The 17,977-nt window shown below is 43.9% G+C and carries 12 protein-coding genes, 8 tRNA genes and 2 rRNA genes; 1 reads left to right on the top strand and 21 read right to left on the bottom strand.

Translation table 11 applies throughout. From position 1 onward, the window contains the following. Positions 1–9: 9 nt before the first annotated feature. The 9 genes from G6R08_RS11595 to sigW all read right to left on the bottom strand — a co-directional run bounded on the left by G6R08_RS11595 (position 10) and on the right by sigW (position 11,608). The gene (locus G6R08_RS11595; RefSeq protein ID WP_163528058.1) at positions 10–1,620 is read right to left on the bottom strand and encodes an ATP-binding protein; all 1,611 of its coding nucleotides are present in this window, start codon (positions 1,618–1,620) and stop codon (positions 10–12) included. Further along, complete coding sequence (locus G6R08_RS11590) at positions 1,613–3,766, bottom strand: Mu transposase C-terminal domain-containing protein (protein ID WP_163528057.1); 2,154 nt, start codon at positions 3,764–3,766, stop codon at positions 1,613–1,615. Before G6R08_RS11590 ends, G6R08_RS11595 begins: the two co-directional genes overlap by 8 nt. Further along, positions 3,763–4,584, bottom strand: coding sequence for a TnsA endonuclease N-terminal domain-containing protein (locus tag G6R08_RS11585; protein WP_240339696.1), 822 nt, complete (start codon positions 4,582–4,584; stop codon positions 3,763–3,765). Before G6R08_RS11585 ends, G6R08_RS11590 begins: the two co-directional genes overlap by 4 nt. A gap of 167 nt (positions 4,585–4,751) precedes the next feature. Beyond that, on the bottom strand, positions 4,752–6,554 hold the full coding sequence (glmS, locus tag G6R08_RS11580) for a glutamine--fructose-6-phosphate transaminase (isomerizing) (protein WP_163528056.1): 1,803 nt from the start codon (positions 6,552–6,554) through the stop codon (positions 4,752–4,754). Positions 6,555–7,011: 457 nt separating this feature from the next. Continuing rightward, positions 7,012–8,361, bottom strand: a complete 1,350-nt coding sequence (glmM, locus tag G6R08_RS11575; protein WP_163528055.1) for a phosphoglucosamine mutase — start codon at positions 8,359–8,361, stop codon at positions 7,012–7,014. A 44-nt stretch (positions 8,362–8,405) separates the two neighbouring features. Next, positions 8,406–9,374, bottom strand: a complete 969-nt coding sequence (locus G6R08_RS11570) for a CdaR family protein (RefSeq protein WP_163528054.1) — start codon at positions 9,372–9,374, stop codon at positions 8,406–8,408. Further along, positions 9,367–10,185, bottom strand: a complete 819-nt coding sequence (gene cdaA / locus G6R08_RS11565; RefSeq protein WP_163528053.1) for a diadenylate cyclase CdaA — start codon at positions 10,183–10,185, stop codon at positions 9,367–9,369. The genes G6R08_RS11570 and cdaA overlap by 8 nt, the downstream gene beginning before the upstream one ends. A gap of 184 nt (positions 10,186–10,369) precedes the next feature. Then, positions 10,370–11,029 carry an anti-sigma factor family protein gene (locus tag G6R08_RS11560; protein WP_163528052.1) on the bottom strand — a complete coding sequence of 220 codons (660 nt, stop codon included), beginning with the start codon at positions 11,027–11,029 and terminating at the stop codon, positions 10,370–10,372. 15 nt (positions 11,030–11,044) lie between these two features. Continuing rightward, complete coding sequence (gene sigW / locus G6R08_RS11555; RefSeq protein WP_163528051.1) at positions 11,045–11,608, bottom strand: RNA polymerase sigma factor SigW; 564 nt, start codon at positions 11,606–11,608, stop codon at positions 11,045–11,047. Positions 11,609–11,774: 166 nt separating this feature from the next. Between sigW and G6R08_RS11550 the strand changes: the two genes are divergently transcribed. Next, entirely contained in the window at positions 11,775–11,963 is a 189-nt protein-coding gene (locus tag G6R08_RS11550) for an aspartyl-phosphate phosphatase Spo0E family protein (protein WP_163528050.1), read from the top strand. A gap of 8 nt (positions 11,964–11,971) precedes the next feature. Here the strand turns inward: G6R08_RS11550 and rocF are convergent, their stop codons facing one another. The 12 genes from rocF to G6R08_RS11490 all read right to left on the bottom strand — a co-directional run bounded on the left by rocF (position 11,972) and on the right by G6R08_RS11490 (position 17,963). Further along, positions 11,972–12,874: an arginase gene (rocF, locus tag G6R08_RS11545; RefSeq protein WP_163528049.1), complete on the bottom strand. Its 903-nt coding sequence runs from the start codon at positions 12,872–12,874 to the stop codon at positions 11,972–11,974. An 83-nt stretch (positions 12,875–12,957) separates the two neighbouring features. Beyond that, positions 12,958–13,476, bottom strand: a complete 519-nt coding sequence (locus G6R08_RS11540; RefSeq protein ID WP_240339695.1) for an HAD-IIIA family hydrolase — start codon at positions 13,474–13,476, stop codon at positions 12,958–12,960. A 104-nt stretch (positions 13,477–13,580) separates the two neighbouring features. Further along, positions 13,581–13,656 (bottom strand) — tRNA-Ala (locus G6R08_RS11535). 51 nt (positions 13,657–13,707) lie between these two features. Beyond that, positions 13,708–13,780: transfer RNA gene (locus tag G6R08_RS11530), tRNA-Lys, on the bottom strand. Positions 13,781–14,048: 268 nt separating this feature from the next. Next, positions 14,049–14,123: transfer RNA gene (locus G6R08_RS11525), tRNA-Gln, on the bottom strand. Between the two features lie 68 nt (positions 14,124–14,191). Next, a tRNA-Tyr gene (locus tag G6R08_RS11520) sits at positions 14,192–14,277 on the bottom strand. A gap of 19 nt (positions 14,278–14,296) precedes the next feature. Further along, positions 14,297–14,372: transfer RNA gene (locus G6R08_RS11515), tRNA-Thr, on the bottom strand. Positions 14,373–14,378: 6 nt separating this feature from the next. Beyond that, a tRNA-Val gene (locus tag G6R08_RS11510) sits at positions 14,379–14,454 on the bottom strand. 17 nt (positions 14,455–14,471) lie between these two features. Further along, positions 14,472–14,585 (bottom strand): 5S ribosomal RNA (gene rrf / locus G6R08_RS11505). 129 nt (positions 14,586–14,714) lie between these two features. Further along, positions 14,715–17,637, bottom strand: a 23S ribosomal RNA gene (locus G6R08_RS11500). A gap of 167 nt (positions 17,638–17,804) precedes the next feature. After that, positions 17,805–17,880 (bottom strand) — tRNA-Ala (locus G6R08_RS11495). 6 nt (positions 17,881–17,886) lie between these two features. Then, a tRNA-Ile gene (locus tag G6R08_RS11490) sits at positions 17,887–17,963 on the bottom strand. Positions 17,964–17,977: the final 14 nt, after the last annotated feature.

Below are 17,977 nucleotides of genomic sequence, written 5' to 3'. Positions count from 1 at the left end.
TCCTCCACATTATATTGAGAATTCTTCTAATGGATTTTTGATATATCCGGACTCCTTTAAAGATTCGTAGCCAGAACGCTCGTCCTTCTTCCCTTCCTCCACGATATTTTCCAACTTATTCTGGGAAGACTGCTGTAATTTTGGCGTATCAGATTTCTCCGATTCTTGTACCATTGCAATCACCTTTTGCATGAGTTCGGCTTGCGAGATTTCTTCCGCACTATGTTTATTTAACACATCGACTGTTGCCTTTTCCGCTATTTTAGGGTCAACATCCAAGGCAATTAGTGAAGAAATTACCTTTTCTTGCACCGTTGTCTCTCGTTTTTGTCGAGTTTCGGCCTGTTTTTCTTTTTTCTTTTGGATTGTCGCTTTTAAATCTATTTTCGTTTGGCGATGTTGGAGATAATCTTCAATATCCATGGGCATGATATCCTCATACTTTTCCATCTCAGATAGTGACCCGGTTCTTAATGCCTTTAACATCGGTTGAACCAATTTCAGATCGTCAGAAGCAACTTTTCGTATCATAGCTGGTGTAATCGTTTCTTCACCGGTCTCGATAGCACGACCTTGTGAGAGAACAAATAATTTAATCGCAATATCAATAATGCCCTGACTTTGTTCATATAGCGAAGCATTCAGTTCCTCCGTTAACTCAACCTTCTTTCTTGTCCATTGGTACCTCCACATTTCCGAAATCAGAACTTCCCAGTCATCATCTTGTTTCATTTGTTGCCACACCATATCCCCTTGCCCGCTACCACGACGAGCCTGTCGAAAGTCCTGTTGTAGAACGCTTCTCGCCCTCATGGTTCCGATCATCATAATGGGCACGCCGATTTCATTTACTAACGTGACGAAAAAATTCATCATTTTTTCGGACCCACTATCTTTCGTAGTTAATAAATGTTGAATCTCATCGATGATCAATGCGCCAATACAGTGAAGGCGTGCAATCTGCCCCATGCGCGTAACCATTGAACTGATAGAATTACGACGTCCCCCAAATCGCTCATAATAATTGGTCCCGAGTAGACGATCAATCTTCAAAAAGAAATCCATACATAACGACTTCAGTGAACCGTCATGGGGACAATTCAATTTCAGCCACACGATTTGCGTAATATTTAATGGGTGTGTATGAATAATTAACTGATGATACCGTGACAAAATCCGTTCAATGGCTGTAGTCTTTCCGATTCCGGAAAAACCCATCAAAGTAAAACTGGACGCTGTTGAGCGAACATCCTGTGTTGAGAATTCACCGGTCATTGACTGATGTGCCGTGTTAAGGCTTTTGGTATATTCCGGCGTAAAGGGATTCCGGCCAACATAACCATATCGTAAAAGCCGTGAAAATCGCTGTTCAAGGTCAAGATGTTGTGTGACCGGCTGAAAAAAACGTGTTAAGCGAATCAACGCATGATAGCGCAGGTGCGGCGAAAGTTCACGCTCTTTTTCATCATAATCAGGGTAGCAACCCAGCTTTTCAAAGGCTTCTTCTTCAGACATGATTGGTGGCAAAGCTTCGATCAAAGGATTCCCTTTAAAATCAACAAGTTCTTGTGAATGGTAAACCGCTTCTTGTGCCTGTAGCTGGCCCCTGATGTCATTCATCGTCGTCTCCCTCCTTTCTTTTGTGCCAAAGCCCTCTTTCTTTTATGGACGGTCGGGCATATCGTCTCTCGTTGGTATCGTTCTGTTGAAATGGAACAACATCGGCTGCTCGATGGTTGCTCTTCTTATCTTTACTTAGCGAAAAAACATCTTCTTTTCTCTGAATCTCCCGTTCATTTTTACGATGCTTTTTAATGTCCCCTGTCTTTTGGGCTTTGCTAGTAGATTCAGACTGTTGTTCTCTAGCTGTCTTCATGGCAGGCTTGATAATGGCTTCTGCATCGTTGATAAAATCAACCTCCTTTTGAAGTTGACCGTGGTTGGCTTGATCACTCATTCGCTTCTCATGCTCTATGAGATAATGGATCTCTTCCAGCGTTTTATGTTCATAACGCTTTTGGTGTTCAAGCAAATAACAGGTCTCAAAGGTATGTTGATCACCATTGAGTAAATAAAGGGTAGACATATCCCGCGGATCATAGGAAACAGTGGTCTTCCAACTCCCTTTCTGTCGTGCTGTCGGAAACCATGATTCCTTTAGGGCGCGATCACAACTGTAAAACATGCCTTTAAATTTAATCCCTTTATACGTCACAGTTGCTTGACCCTGTGGCAATAAATGCAGCTTAATCAAATCCTCCGGAAAATGCCGTAACTTTCCGGAACGATTTTGGATCCCCCAATTCCATAGTTCCAACGGAAGGGGCTTCACTTCATCCTGAATCATGTCTTCATCCCTCAGATAGTCCTTTAAGTAGTGTTTTGTGTTGTAATAAATCACTTGTTGAATGATCAGTTGAGTGAATTGCTCAATGGTCAATTTTGCATCGAGCCGGTAATCACGTGCCCCTCTTTCTTGAAAATCCTTGTCAACATACCCTGGTAAAAAAGGTTTTATTTTCCGTTGAATGGTATCGAATTGTTTTTCCACAATCCCCTTCCAATCAGCACGATAGGGAGCCGCATTTTCAACACGCATATTAAATGCAGAAACCAACCGATCCACATCGGAACCTTCCAATTCCCCTCTGTCCGCGAGAAGTGCATCAGGTAAATGATGTACCGGCCATGCTTCCTTAGGAATATCAATGCCATGTTGTTGGCAAAATTGTTGTTTGTCGGTTGCAACATTGGCCAGTGCCATCATCGCTCCTATCCACGATGGACCTTCCAGACCGATATACATACCGGTAATCATTCGGCTGAATACGTCTATGACGAGATAAATCACCGGGCGACCAATAATCCAATCGGCATTATAACGCGAAATTAAATACACATCACCGACTGTGGCATCGATTTGATATCGGGATCCTGGGCCAACAGCCTCCGTTGTTGAAGAACCTAAGACAGCACGGAAGTCTTTCTCATATTTTTTACGTCCTTGACGAGCCATCATTGATTCTTGCACATTGTACTCTTTGTTGTACCAATATCGGAACTGGGTTAGAGTTGGCAACTTTTCTTGCTCTTTGACCACAAGCTTTTTAATGCCATCCTTATCGTAATAGTCTTCAGCATAAAACTCCTTGATCATCATATTAAAAGCTTCTGATAAATTGTTTTTCCTTGTTGTTAAATAATATTTTTCAATTGATATCCTGAAAAGTTTTTTGGTTTGTTCATCTACATTAATTCCTTGTGATTGATACTTACGTGGACGCCCTCGCTTTTTTGAGTTGGCTGCCCTTTCCTTCCCTTTTCCACCCGATTTATAATAATCCGGCAGTAATGCGTTTGGCGTTTTACCTCTTTGCCAGTACCTTCGTAAATATTTATGTACCGTGAGATAATTAACCCCATGGATATCCATAGCTTGCTTTACCCATTTCGACCGCTTCTTTTTATCGTAAATGGCCGGTTCATCTCGAGTCATTTTTTCAATCACGGTCCACGCCTTGTCTCGTTTGTCTAAGTTTTTTTCACTTTGATTTTGGTTGAAGGAATATGGGTCATTTTTCACTTTTGTTAATTCATCCTGAACGATTTCATCTATTAACTCACTTATTGCATGTACTAAAGGGAATGCCTTCGAATCGTGAATATCGATTAAATAGGCTATTACATTTCCTTCATCAATCCACAAAACACGGAACGTTTTGCCATTCTGCTCGTCTTTCAACAACTCATTAACCGCTAGATTCATGTTGCCACTCCCTCTTCATTCCTGTCTAAAACCGGAAAAGTTAAGGTTGATGTATTCCATGTTACGCTGAAACGTTCCTTTACATTAAACAAAACCTTTTTACGAGCAAGTAAATGCTTAAATAACGCCAAAGCACTGCCCTTTTCAAGATGATAAGATTCATCAAATTGTCGCAACGTTTTTCCGATAGGATCCTTGCTTTGTTGGAGGGTACCATATAACTCCGGAATAAGTTCATTATCTGGAGGCGCTGGTAACTCATAAGCAGAATGAAACCAACCGATATTTCCCACCATTTCAACAGGAAGATCCTTTTCGGTAACGATTCCCCAATCTACATGCCTGTCCTTCCAGTAGGCACGCTCTATTTCAAATTTTTGTATCACCCTGGATTTATCCAGTTTTCCACTGGGTTTAACTGTTCTTGCAATATACGAAATTTCCCGTCCTTTCCTTAAGGTAATAAAAAAATCCGTCGTTAATACGATCGGAGTCTTAGTTGTTTTATCTGTGGGATGATTAATTTGTTTATTTTCAGCAATTTGGTGAGTAATTTCCCGATCAAGGGGATATTGTTCACGAATATCTATAACCTCATCTGCCCATTCAAGCAGATAGAAATAATTCCGTTCCAAGTCAGACAATAGATGATGAATACGAGAAGTTTTCCAACCCATGACTCGGAGAGAACGACCAGAAGATGAAACATCGTGGATGTTCAACCACGGTTTATAATCTCCTAATTCCCCGCTGCCGCGTCCTTCTGAATAATAGCGAGCAATTTTATCCTCGGTCCATGTATTTTTACGCTTAGCCATTTCACACCTCCAAATAATATCCAATAAAAATTGCGTGCCAGAAGTTATTTCCATTATACTTCAAAGCACGCATTTTTTATAGATCTTTATTATGATTTATACAACTTTATTATTTTTTTTAGAACTTTATTATCACCTCACACTTATCGTTAGTAAAAGCTTATAATTTATTCAACGGTCACACTTTTAGCCAGGTTTCTCGGCTTATCAACATCACAGTCGCGGTGAAGCGCTGCATAATAAGAAATAAGCTGAAATGGTACAACAGATACTAGCGGTGTCAGCAGGTCATGGACGTGAGGGATAACGAATGCATCGCCTTCTTTATCAAGACCCTTCATACTGATAATCATACTGTTCGCACCACGCGCTTCAACTTCTTGAACGTTTCCACGAATGGAGTAATTTACGTTTTCCTGTGTGGCTAATGCGATAACAGGTGTACCTTCCTCAATTAATGCAATCGTTCCGTGCTTAAGTTCTCCTCCTGCAAACCCTTCGGCTTGAATATAAGAGATCTCTTTTAGTTTGAGCGAACCTTCTAAACCTACATAATAATCAATACCTCGACCGATGAAGAAGCAATTGCGGGTCACTGACAAATAGTCACGTGCCAGTTCCTCAAGGTCTTCTTTTTGGTCTGTTAAAGCTTCCATAGCATTAGCGACAATGCCCAGTTCTTGCATGGGCTCAAAGTCTAATTCGATACCTTTTGCACGAGCAGTATCAACGGCTAGAATAGCGAGTACAGCCATCTGTGCTGTATAAGCTTTTGTTGAGGCTACAGCAATTTCCGGCCCTGCATGCAAGTGCATAGTGTAATCCGCTTCTCGGGAAAGGGTGGATCCAGGAACGTTTGTGATCGTTAACGCTGGATGGCCTAATTTTTTCGTTTGAACTAGAACAGAACGGCTGTCTGCTGTTTCACCACTTTGGGAAATATAGACGAATAATGGCTTTTCAGAAAGAAGTGGCATGTTATAAGAAAACTCACTGGCTACATGGACTTCTACTGGGATATTCGCCAATTTCTCAATAAACTGCTTTCCTAAAAGGCCAGCGTGATAACTTGTGCCTGCTGCAATGATATAAATACGGTCACATGTTTTCATAGCTTCCCTAATTTGTGGATCCAGCTTAATTTCATCGTTCTTGTTTTGATACTCTTGGATGATTTTACGAATAACAAATGGCTGTTCATCGATTTCCTTCAGCATAAAGTGAGGGTATGTGCCTTTTTCGATATCTGTGGCATCAATTTCAGCTTTAAATGGTTCACGTGTAACTTGTTGACCGTCAGGATCTATAATCTCTACTTCTCCACGACGAAGGATAACTGTTTCTTTATCCATTAACTCAAGAAACTGATCTGTAACGTGAAGTGCGGCCATAGAATCACTAGCGACCATATTAAAGCCATCACCAAGACCAACTAGCAAGGGGCTCTTGTTCTTGGCAACAAAAATGGTTTCACTATCTTCACTGTCTATTAGAGCAATCGCATAAGAACCGGTCAATAACTCAACAGCTTTACGGAAAGCCGCCGCAACGTCGTTAAGCTCGTTATAAAGAACTTCGATCAGCTGCACGATGATTTCTGTGTCTGTTTCACTTTGAAGCTCCACATCTTGCAGGTACTGATTGCGAATGTCCATATAGTTCTCGATTACCCCATTATGAACGATTGTGAAGCGCTCTGTTGAACTTTGGTGGGGGTGTGCATTTTCACGGCTCGGTGCTCCGTGTGTCGCCCAACGAGTGTGTCCAATTCCCATTGTGGCATGGACGTCTTCATTTACCGCTTCTCTTAACGCAGCAATCCGTCCTTTTACTTTGGAAACATGAACCCCGTCTGCATTACGCACAGCAATCCCCGCAGAATCATAACCGCGATATTCAAGTTTTTCTAAACCACTTAGCAAAATGTCCGTCGTATCTTTCTGTCCGATATATCCTACAATTCCACACATAATTGGTGTCCTCCTATAGTAAGAAAGGAGCAACCGACATGCGTATTCAGGGGCAGTCGATTGCCCCTTCCCCGTAAACAAATTTTGATATCACTTTGTTCATGTGATTTGGACAAAGAGTCGCCTCTCTGGTTTAACACATGGACATACGGTTGAAGTGGAACAACCGGGAGACATCCGCCGAACGCTCGATGATTCTCCTCCTCGTCAACTGTGTTTTTATTTACACAGCCCTGGCGCTTTAATAAAAATAAAGTCTGCTTTCCTCCTTCATATATTTGAATAGAGCTCCTTAACAATCCAAACAAACTCTGTTAATTTTTTCAGAGACATTCTTCATTCTACTCGATAGCAGGTAAATTGGTCAACAACAATTTTCTTTCGTTATAGGATTGTTAAACGCTTGTAATAACATATGCGCAGGAAGCTATCTTGTGCTCCCTGCGCATATAGTGACCTATTCTTTCATCCCTAATTCTTCTTCCACAACCTGAACAACCTTTTGCACATACTCTTCACATTGTTCTTCGGTTGGGGCTTCAGCCATGATCCGGACAAGCGGCTCTGTCCCCGAAGGTCTAACGAGTACTCGTCCGCTTTCACCCATTTCTGCTTCTACGGCTTGAATGGCCTCTTGAATTCGAGGATGAGTCTGAACACGCTGCTTATCAATGACACGAACATTTTTCAAAACTTGCGGGAACTTCCTCATTTCAGCGGCGAGCTCTGACAAAGGTTTCCCAGTATCTTTTAAGACATTTACAAGCTGGAGAGCGGTCAGCATGCCATCCCCTGTCGTATTATGATCCAAGAAGATAATATGTCCAGACTGCTCACCGCCAAGGTTATAGCCTCCCCGACGCATTTCCTCCATAACATAACGGTCACCAACAGCCGTTTTATCACTCTTCATTCCGTGGGTTTCAATGGCTTTATAAAAACCGAGATTGCTCATAACAGTAGAAACAACAGTCGAATGATTCAACGTTCCATTTTCATTCATATATTTGGCACAAACGTACATGATTCGGTCCCCGTCGACAATGTTTCCCTTCTCATCAACTGCGATTAAACGATCACCGTCGCCATCAAAGGCTAGTCCAATATCGGCACCTTTTTCGATCACTAATTTCTGGAGTGCTTCGGGATGAGTGGACCCGACGTTTTTGTTAATATTAAGCCCATCAGGTGAAGATCCAATGGATGAGATATCAGCTTCAAGATCAGCAAACAAGTGTGAAGCCAATGATGACGTCGCGCCGTGTGCACAATCAAGAGCAATATGCAATCCCTCAAAATCATACTCTACCGTTTGCTTCAAGTACTGCATATACTTTTGTCCGCCTTCGAAATAGTCATTAATCTGACCAAGATCTGCTCCTGCTGGGCGAGGTAACTTGTCTTCTTCCCCATCAATCAGTGCTTCTATCTCAGCTTCCTGATCATCCGTTAGTTTAAATCCATCAGGACCAAAGAATTTAATTCCATTATCTTCAACAGGGTTGTGTGAAGCGGAAATCATAATTCCCGCTTCCGCCTGAAGGGCTTTAGTCAGGTAAGCCACTCCTGGGGTTGAGATCACTCCAAGTCGCATAACCTCAGCTCCGATGGATAGAAGTCCGGCAGCTAAAGCCCCCTCAAACATCTCGCCTGAGATACGTGTATCACGTCCAATTAGTATTTTCGGTCTTTGCACGTTTTTCGTCAGGACATAACCGCCAAAACGACCAAGTTTAAAAGCAAATTCAGGTGTGAGCTCTTTATTGGCAACACCTCGAACTCCATCCGTGCCAAAATATTTACCCATATATAGTAACCTCTCTTTCCTAATCCCCAAAATTCATTTTATTGTTATTGGTTATCAGCTTGCTCCACATTTATATCTACTTCTACTGTGTTTGGTTCGACACTGTAGACCCCTTCAGGAAGCGGGATGTCAACCTCTTTTGTCTGGTCTTCTGTAACTTCTGTTACATCGACAGGAATCTCATCAAGACTCTTTATTTCACTCAATACGTCCTTAGGCCCGCTAATCACCACTTCCTTTGTTTCTGTAGTGATGCTGTCCACAATAACCCCTTCAGGTGCGCCCCCTCTAGGTACTACCGATATTGGAACTGTCTTTTCAGGTTTCTTAATCGGTACGGTTACTTCCACCGTTGAAGGATCTGAAAGAACATTTAATTCGTTCCCTTGTGCATCGTAAACTTTCACAGGAGACTCTAGATTTTCAATGGACTCATCCGCGGACCCTACGTCTACAATGGTTTGAACAAGAGCTACTCGGTCTATCACACTAGCCGCTCCAGTGATAGTCACCGTTTCGGGTTCGACTTTCGGTTCCCCTATGACATACTCATTTTCAACCTTACTTTCGTTTATATAATCGACACTGACATTAAAGTCTTCACTGTCTTTTTCTTCAATCGTTACTTCCACCACTTTGGGTTCAATATTGACAGTTAAATTACTTGTTATACCCGTATGCTGCAAGGAAACTTCATGTGTACCAGGCCCTAAATCAGTCAGGTCTGCATATATAGTAAAGTTCTTTTGTCTCACAACAGGAGCCGTTGCCCCTTGTGGACCCTGCACAGATACCACGACGTCTTGTGGCAGACCACTTACAACATATTGTTCACTATCAAACTGTACGTCAAGCGGGATGTTATTCATAATTTCCATATCAGAAGATCCCTCACTTAACCATTGATCCTCTGAATCCATACTATCGTCGATATTAATCGATACCCAGAGAAGCACAGCTAATAGCAATGAGATAATTCGGATAAACCAGCGATTTCTGAATAAATTATCCATTCTTCTTCCCCCTCCAATTCCAAGATTTTGAGGCAGGGGTTTTGGATCCGAAATCTAGTTCATTCCTAAGAATGTTTTCTAAAGTCTCCTGGCTTAAATCTCGATGGAGTTCACCGCTTTTTGTACAAGAGATAGCACCTGTTTCCTCTGACACGACAATCGTCAGAGCATCTGTTACTTCGCTTATTCCCATTGCTGCCCTGTGCCGAGTCCCTAATTCCTTAGAAATAAACGGACTCTCCGACAGAGGTAAATAACAGGCCGCTGCGACTATTTCATTATCTTTAAGTATCACAGCCCCATCATGGAGCGGTGTATTCGGAATAAATATGTTCGTTAAAAGTTCATTCGATAGGTGACCGCCAACAGTAATGCCTGTTTCAACGTAATCACCCATTCCTGTTTCGCGCTCGACCGTAATCAATGCACCAATACGCCGTTTAGCCATGTAGTTACAGGATTTGATAATGGCCTGAATCGATTTCTCCTTATCCTCCTCTTCCGTAGAGGTACGACTAAAGAAACTTCCACGTCCTAATTGCTCCAGAGCTCTTCTTAATTCGGGCTGAAAGAGAATAATAATCCCGAGAAAACCCCATGTCATCGCTTGTGACATCAGCCACCTGAGAGTGCTTAGTCCAGTTAAATTACTCAATAACCATACTCCTAAAACAACGAAGATTCCTTTCAACAGCTGAACGGCCTTCGTCCCCTGGATAAGCATGATTAATTTATATACAACAAACCAGACAAGGGCAATATCAATAGCAATTAGCAGATAATCTAATACATCATTTCCCCCATCAAGCATGCCTACACTTCCTTTTATAAAAAATTGCCATAGCCTGTGTTATTATATCATACTTTTACTTTTACGAATATTGCTAGGAATGGGGAAATTTAAAATTCAAAACCTGCTCGTATAGTCTCCGAATGTGATAAGCTTTTTACGTTAAAAAGAAAACCACTATGAGTTTTTCATAGCGGCCCCTTCACTAGTTATCTGATTCCTCTGATTCTAATGATAAAAGCTCCGTGGTGAATTTCTTCACATGATACCATACCCATTCAAATACTTGGTTAACTTCATGAATCTCACCACTAACATATGCCTGATACTTCTTACCATTAGTAATCTCATCAAGTTCTGATTCTGTAACCATATCACCATTAATGAGCGTGATATCACCATTAATCTTGCCATCTATCTTAAGATCACCGTTCCGAACAACTAGATCACCTTCTACGGTTACGCCTTCGGGAACGATCACTGTATTATCACGAATCACTAGATCATCCTGTTTTGATACAGTTACTTGCTGATCTTGATTCCAGGCAGAAAATATCCCGCTAAACATCAATATGCAAAACACAGCAGCTGCTGTAATAATTGGATGCCTTTGCAGCCAGCGAACATAGTTTTTTCTCTTTTTCTCTTTTGGAAGGCTGGACATTACGTTAGATGTGAAATTTGAAGGTGCTGTAATGGGTCCAGCATTTTTTACTAATGTGATAGACCGCTTCAACTCATGGAAATGAGCCTGGCAAGCTGTGCATACTTGTAAGTGGTCACGCAGTCGTCTCTCTTCTTCTTTTAGCAGGTCGCCATCTAAATACTTATGCATGAGCGCCACAGCTTCTTTATTGCAATTCATTCCCTCTCAACTCCTTTACACATGCCGAAGCCTTTTACGTAAGGCCTCCCTGCCTCGGTGAATTCTTGTCTTTACAGTCCCCATAGGAATATCTAATACTTCAGCAATTTCCTGAAGGGATAATTCATCTAAATACCTGAGTACGATAATACTTCGATATTTAGGGGGCAGGGCGAGAATTTCTCGGTGAATGTAACTTTGCAGCTCAAGGCTTTCTACCTCTTCCTCCGGCAACGCTTGATCAACCGCCAGTTGGGAGTACATGTTTAATCCATTCGTCCCTCTTACCTCAGCATCGAGATAATAATCTGGTTTCCTCTTCCTAATACGATCAATCGTTAAATTCGTGGCAATACGATATAACCAAGTAGAGAATTTCCTCCGCTCGTCAAACGTATGAATGTTAGTGTAGGCCCGAATAAATGCCTCCTGAGCAAGATCTTCTGCTTCATAAGCATTCCCAATCATTCGATAACAGATATGATATACTTTATTTTGATAAAAGGACACGATATCTTCAAACGCAGACTGGTCACCCTTCTTAACTTCTTTAATTTTTTTCATAATCATGGTTTCCATTTACTATACCTCCGCCATCTGTGCGGTTGTTCTCCTCATACGAATGAGAGGAGCAAAAGGTTTCAAAAATTCTATAACTGTTTATTTTCCCTAGTATAATGTTTATTATATAGTAAAATGGGTATAAGAAAAACGTATGAAAAAATTCCCATAGGAGGTGAAGAAAATGGAAAGAGAGTTCATGTTGCTTGAGGAGATTGAAGTTTGCAGAAAAGAAATGAGCAGGTTAGCTTACGAAAATGCATTAACTTCTGAAGAGGTGGTTCGCATAAGTGTGAAGCTGGATCGTTTATTAAACGAGTTTGAAACTTTAAAACAAAAGCAACTTACCCCTCGTAAGGTAAGCTGCTCCTAACTTCCCCATTATTTTAAACTTTCTCCAAAAAGTGACCCCATAAGACCCACAGCCATATTTGCTGTTTTATTTTTCTCATCTAAGATTGGGTTTACCTCTACAAACTCTGCTGACGTAATCATGCTGGATTGAAACAGCATCTCCATCGCCAAATGACTTTCCCGATAGCTTAACCCACCCATTACAGGAGTTCCTACACCTGGGGCCTCCTCAGGATCCAATCCATCTAAGTCTAGGCTTAAATGAACACCATCTGTACGTTCCTTTAAGTATTCAATCGTTTCTTCTACTACTTGGGACATCCCTATACGATCTACTTCATGCATGGTGTACACCTTAATGCCCTTTTCTTTAATCAAAATCCTTTCACCTTCATCCAATGAACGGGCACCAATAATTACAATGTTCTCGGGTTTGATTTTCGGTTGATAATCATGAATATTAGTCAGCTTTTCGTGCCCAATTCCCAGGCTCACTGCTAACGGCATCCCATGAATATTTCCTGAAGGAGAGCTATCCCCAGTATTTAAATCACCGTGTGCATCATACCAGATGACTCCTAAATTATCATAGTGCTTAGCAATACCAGCCAATGAACCCATAGCAATACTATGATCTCCACCTAGAACAAGTGGAAAATTCCCTTTTTCTATAACTTCGTCTACAGTTTCAGCTAACCGATGATTACCTTCTGCTACTTCATTCAAATTACGGAGGTTGTCCAGTTTGTTATCATCTTTTTGGGCAGGACGTTTGATTTCAATATCTCCGAGGTCTTCAATCGTATATTTTAAATTTTCCAGACGCTCAACAATGCCTGCATAACGAATAGCACTTGGTCCCATATCAACACCTCGGCGCATTTGGCCTAAGTCCATAGGTACTCCAATTATAGATAGCTGTTTATTCATAAGTAATGTCCTCCTTTGTTTCTTTAATTGTAGACGTTTTCATACAAGTGGTTCAACCGCACATCTTTCTGCATATATATACGTTATTTGCACGCCAACAGCCAATCTAATGCATGAATAATATCTTTAGCAATCCATCTTATATCTAGTTTTACACCTGACTGTTGCCACTGTCTTAGTGAATCTCCTCCAGCGCCTGTAGTTACAAGGATTCCTTTACAACCAGCAAGTTCAGCTGCCTGCATGTCTGTCAAACGGTCACCTATCACATAACAATTCTCTGGTTGTAACCCATGATCTTCACAGGCACGTTCAATCATCCCCGTCTCCGGTTTTCGGCACCTGCACCCTGCTTTTGGCGTGTGGGGACAGACATAGACGCCATCAAGACCAAAACCGTTCATTTCTTCTTGAAAACTTTTAACAGTTGCATGCCCCTCAGCAATCCCAGGCTGATTGGTAAAGGAAAATAACTTCACACCATTCTCTTGCACCTCACAAAACTTAGCTTGAACACCCGGGTACAATTGAAATTCACCTGGATACTCAATTCTATCTGAGCCCCCCATAGTTCCATCACGATCGACAAAAATAGCTTTCACTAGTTTTCTCTCCTTTATGAAAGGATTTTTATATATTAGTAAGAACCAGAACGCATTAAAAAAAGCTGATATCTATCATGATATCAGCTTAAGCTTATATGTATTGGTGGAGCCTAGCGGGATCGAACCGCTGACCTCCTGCGTGCAAAGCAGGCGCTCTCCCAGCTGAGCTAAGGCCCCTAGAGTATTAATGAGAGACGGAATTGCTTATGCAATATCCGTCTCTCGGGATGAGCCATGGAGGGCTCGAACCTCCGACCCTCTGATTAAAAGTCAGATGCTCTACCAACTGAGCTAATGGCTCATATTTAATAATGACGCTCATACTTTCGTAAGTGATGCTCGTCGTGTTGCAAGGAAAACAGTGAAGCCGCACTCCTCGCAAGCCTGCAAGGAAGTAACGCAAGTAGCTGGCTTGCTCTACCAACTGAGCTAATGGCTCGTATTGAATAATGACGCTCATACTTTCGTAAGTCACACTCATCGTAAAAAGTATTCCTCTAAGTCAGTAACAAGAACGTTTATGTATTTCCTGTTAAATAAAAAAAGCCTTATTCCCTATTAAGATAAAATGGCTGGGCCAGCTGGATTCGAACCAGCGCATGACGGTACCAAAAACCGTTGCCTTACCGCTTGGCTATGGCCCAACATTACAAAAATAGTATGTACTGTTTAATAAATCTTATACGCTAAAAGATGTAATTTAATAATTAAATGGTGGAGGGAGCAGGACTCGAACCTGCGAACCCGATGGGAGCGGATTTACAGTCCGCCGCGTTTGGCCAACTTCGCTATCCCTCCATTGTTATACAAGCGTTAATGGTGCCGGCCAGAGGACTTGAACCCCCAACCTACTGATTACAAATCAGTTGCTCTGCCAGTTGAGCTAGGCCGGCGATAAATGGTGGAGGATGCAGGGCTCGAACCTGCGACCCCTTGCTTGTAAGGCAAGTGCTCTCCCAGCTGAGCTAATCCTCCGGGTTTTATGTAACAAGGCTTGGCAGTGTCCTACTCTCACGGGGATCAACCCGACTACCATCGGCGCTGAAGAGCTTAACTGCTGTGTTCGGCATGGGAACAGGTGTGACCTCTTCGCCGTCACCACCAAACCTTATTATTTTTCAAGGACAAGATATATTATATGACCCTTGAAAGAAAATTTCAAGGTTTTTTTTGAAAACCTTCAAAACTGGATAAGACATTCAAGTTATCAAACATTTAATGTGTACGTTTTCCTTATAGTTAAGTCATCGATTGATTAGTATCCGTCAGCTCCACGTGTCACCACGCTTCCACCTCGGACCTATCGACCTCATCGTCTCTGAGGAATCTTACTTACTTGGCGTAAGGGGAAATCTCATCTCAAGGGGGGCTTCATGCTTAGATGCTTTCAGCACTTATCCCGTCCACACGTAGCTACCCAGCGATGCTCCTGGCGGAACAACTGGTACACCAGCGGTGTGTCCATCCCGGTCCTCTCGTACTAAGGACAGCTCCTTTCAGATTTCCAACGCCCACGACGGATAGGGACCGAACTGTCTCACGACGTTCTGAACCCAGCTCGCGTACCGCTTTAATGGGCGAACAGCCCAACCCTTGGGACCGACTACAGCCCCAGGATGCGATGAGCCGACATCGAGGTGCCAAACCTCCCCGTCGATGTGGACTCTTGGGGGAGATAAGCCTGTTATCCCCGGGGTAGCTTTTATCCGTTGAGCGACGGCCCTTCCATACGGTACCGCCGGATCACTAAGCCCGACTTTCGTCCCTGCTCGACTTGTAAGTCTCGCAGTCAAGCTCCCTTGTGCCTTTACACTCTGCGAATGATTTCCAACCATTCTGAGGGAACCTTTGGGCGCCTCCGTTACTCTTTAGGAGGCGACCGCCCCAGTCAAACTGCCCACCTGACACTGTCTCCGAACCGGATCACGGTCCTGGGTTAGAATGTCCGTACAGCCAGGGTGGTATCCCACCAGCGCCTCCACCGAAGCTAGCGCTCCGGTTTCTCAGGCTCCCACCTATCCTGTACAAGCTGTACCAACATTCAATATCAGGCTACAGTAAAGCTCCACGGGGTCTTTCCGTCCTGTCGCGGGTAATGCGCATCTTCACGCATAGTATAATTTCACCGGGTCTCTCGTTGAGACAGTGCCCAAGTCGTTGCACCTTTCGTGCGGGTCGGAACTTACCCGACAAGGAATTTCGCTACCTTAGGACCGTTATAGTTACGGCCGCCGTTTACTGGGGCTTCGGTTCAACGCTTCGCGCTTACGCGCTAACGCATCCCCTTAACCTTCCAGCACCGGGCAGGTGTCAGCCCCTATACTTCGCCTTACGGCTTCGCAGAGACCTGTGTTTTTGGTAAACAGTCGCTTGGGCCTTTTCACTGCGGCTCCTCGGCAGAGGAGCACCCCTTCTCCCGAAGTTACGGGGTCATTTTGCCGAGTTCCTTAACGAGAGTTCTCCCGCTCACCTTAGGATCCTCTCCTCGCCTACCTGTGTTGGTTTGCGGTACGGGCGCCTCTTTCCTCACTAGAGGATTTTCTTGGCAGTGTGAACTCAGGAGCTTCGGTACTTTAGTTCCCTCCCCATCACAGCTTGACGTTGCCGAGTGGATTTGCCTGCCTCGACCGTCTCACTGCTTGGACGCACACATCCAATGGTGCGCTCTCCTTATCCTCCTGCGTCCCCCCGTCGTTCAAACGGAAAGGAGGCGGTACAGGAATATCAACCTGTTGTCCATCGCCTACGCCTTTCGGCCTCGGCTTAGGTCCCGACTAACCCTGAGAGGACGAGCCTTCCTCAGGAAACCTTGGGCTTTCGGTGAAAGAGATTCTCACTCTTTGTTCGCTACTCATACCGGCATTCTCACTTCTAAGCGCTCCACCAGTCCTTACGGTCTGACTTCGCCGCCCTTAGAACGCTCTCCTACCACTGATCCGTTCGGATCAATCCGCAGCTTCGGTGGTGTGTTTAGCCCCGGTATATTTTCGGCGCAGAGTCACTCGACCAGTGAGCTATTACGCACTCTTTCAATGATGGCTGCTTCTAAGCCAACATCCTGGTTGTCTAAGCAACTCCACATCCTTTTCCACTTAACACACACTTAGGGACCTTAGCTGGCGGTCTGGGCTGTTTCCCTCTCGACCATGAACCTTATCACCCATGGTCTGACTCCCAGAACAAAGTCGTTGGCATTCGGAGTTTGACTGAATTCGGTAACCCGGTAGGGGCCCCTCGTCCAATCAGTGCTCTACCTCCAAGACTTTCTATTCTGAGGCTAGCCCTAAAGCTATTTCGGAGAGAACCAGCTATCTCCGTGTTCGATTGGCATTTCACCCCTACCCACACCTCATCCCCGCAATTTTCAACTTGCGTGGGTTCGGGCCTCCAGTCAGTGTTACCTGACCTTCACCCTGGACATGGGTAGATCACACGGTTTCGGGTCTACGACCGCATACTCATTCGCCCTATTCAGACTCGCTTTCGCTGCGGCTCCGCTTCTGACGCTTAACCTTGCATACAGTCGTAACTCGCCGGTTCATTCTACAAAAGGCACGCCGTCACCCATCAATGGGCTCCGACTACTTGTAGGCACACGGTTTCAGGTTCTCTTTCACTCCCCTTCCGGGGTGCTTTTCACCTTTCCCTCACGGTACTGGTTCACTATCGGTCACTAGGGAGTATTTAGCCTTGGGAGATGGTCCTCCCGGATTCCGACGGAATTCCTCGTGTTCCGCCGTACTCAGGATCCACTCCGGAGAAAAGAAGATGTCGATTACAGGGCTCTTACCTGCTCTGGCTGATCGTTCCAGATCGATTCATCTATCTTCTTTTTTGGTAACTCCAAAGGAGTGTCCTACAACCCCAGAAAGCAAGCTTTCTGGTTTGGGCTGATTCCGTTTCGCTCGCCGCTACTTGGGAAATCGCGTTTGCTTTCTCTTCCTCCGGGTACTGAGATGTTTCAGTTCCCCGGGTCTGCCTTCGTCTACCTATGTATTCAGTAAACGATCCTGCTCCATTACGAGCAGGGGGTTTCCCCATTCGGAAATCTTCGGTGCACAGCCTACTTACGGCTTCCCAAAGCATATCGGTGTTAGTCCCGTCCTTCATCGGCTCCTAGTACCAAGGCATCCACCGTGCGCCCTTATTCACTTAACTATCTGTGAAAAGACGTTTAAAAAATTGATGTTTGATGTCTTGTCATCCCGTGCGGATCTAACGATCCAACACGTTCTGAAATATCTTATCCAGTTTTCAAGGTTCATCCCATTCTAAGGGTTGCTTTTAAAACACAAGAATGTCATTGTGTTTTAAAGTTCATTATATGGTGGAGCCTAGCGGGATCGAACCGCTGACCTCCTGCGTGCAAAGCAGGCGCTCTCCCAGCTGAGCTAAGGCCCCGTTGAATGGTGGGCCTGAGTGGACTCGAACCACCGACCTCACGCTTATCAGGCGTGCGCTCTAACCAGCTGAGCTACAGGCCCATTCACAGGGATCA

The sequence above is a fragment of the Halobacillus ihumii genome (assembly GCF_902726645.1).
In the GTDB taxonomy this organism is placed as follows: Bacteria; Bacillota; Bacilli; order Bacillales; family Halobacillaceae; genus Halobacillus_A; species Halobacillus_A ihumii.
This window is presented reverse-complemented; position numbering and strand designations above follow the sequence as displayed.

Excerpts from the sequence above, each read along its gene's own strand:
- G6R08_RS11595 (WP_163528058.1), bottom strand. The coding sequence starts at position 1,620 with ATGAATGACATCAGGGGCCAGCTACAGGCACAAGAAGCGGTTTACCAT.
- G6R08_RS11590 (WP_163528057.1), bottom strand. The coding sequence starts at position 3,766 with ATGAATCTAGCGGTTAATGAGTTGTTGAAAGACGAGCAGAATGGCAAA.
- G6R08_RS11585 (WP_240339696.1), bottom strand. The coding sequence starts at position 4,584 with ATGGCTAAGCGTAAAAATACATGGACCGAGGATAAAATTGCTCGCTAT.
- glmS (WP_163528056.1), bottom strand. The coding sequence starts at position 6,554 with ATGTGTGGAATTGTAGGATATATCGGACAGAAAGATACGACGGACATT.
- glmM (WP_163528055.1), bottom strand. The coding sequence starts at position 8,361 with ATGGGTAAATATTTTGGCACGGATGGAGTTCGAGGTGTTGCCAATAAA.
- G6R08_RS11570 (WP_163528054.1), bottom strand. The coding sequence starts at position 9,374 with ATGGATAATTTATTCAGAAATCGCTGGTTTATCCGAATTATCTCATTG.
- cdaA (WP_163528053.1), bottom strand. The coding sequence starts at position 10,185 with ATGCTTGATGGGGGAAATGATGTATTAGATTATCTGCTAATTGCTATT.
- G6R08_RS11560 (WP_163528052.1), bottom strand. The coding sequence starts at position 11,029 with ATGAATTGCAATAAAGAAGCTGTGGCGCTCATGCATAAGTATTTAGAT.
- sigW (WP_163528051.1), bottom strand. The coding sequence starts at position 11,608 with ATGGAAACCATGATTATGAAAAAAATTAAAGAAGTTAAGAAGGGTGAC.
- G6R08_RS11550 (WP_163528050.1), top strand. The coding sequence starts at position 11,775 with ATGGAAAGAGAGTTCATGTTGCTTGAGGAGATTGAAGTTTGCAGAAAA.
- rocF (WP_163528049.1), bottom strand. The coding sequence starts at position 12,874 with ATGAATAAACAGCTATCTATAATTGGAGTACCTATGGACTTAGGCCAA.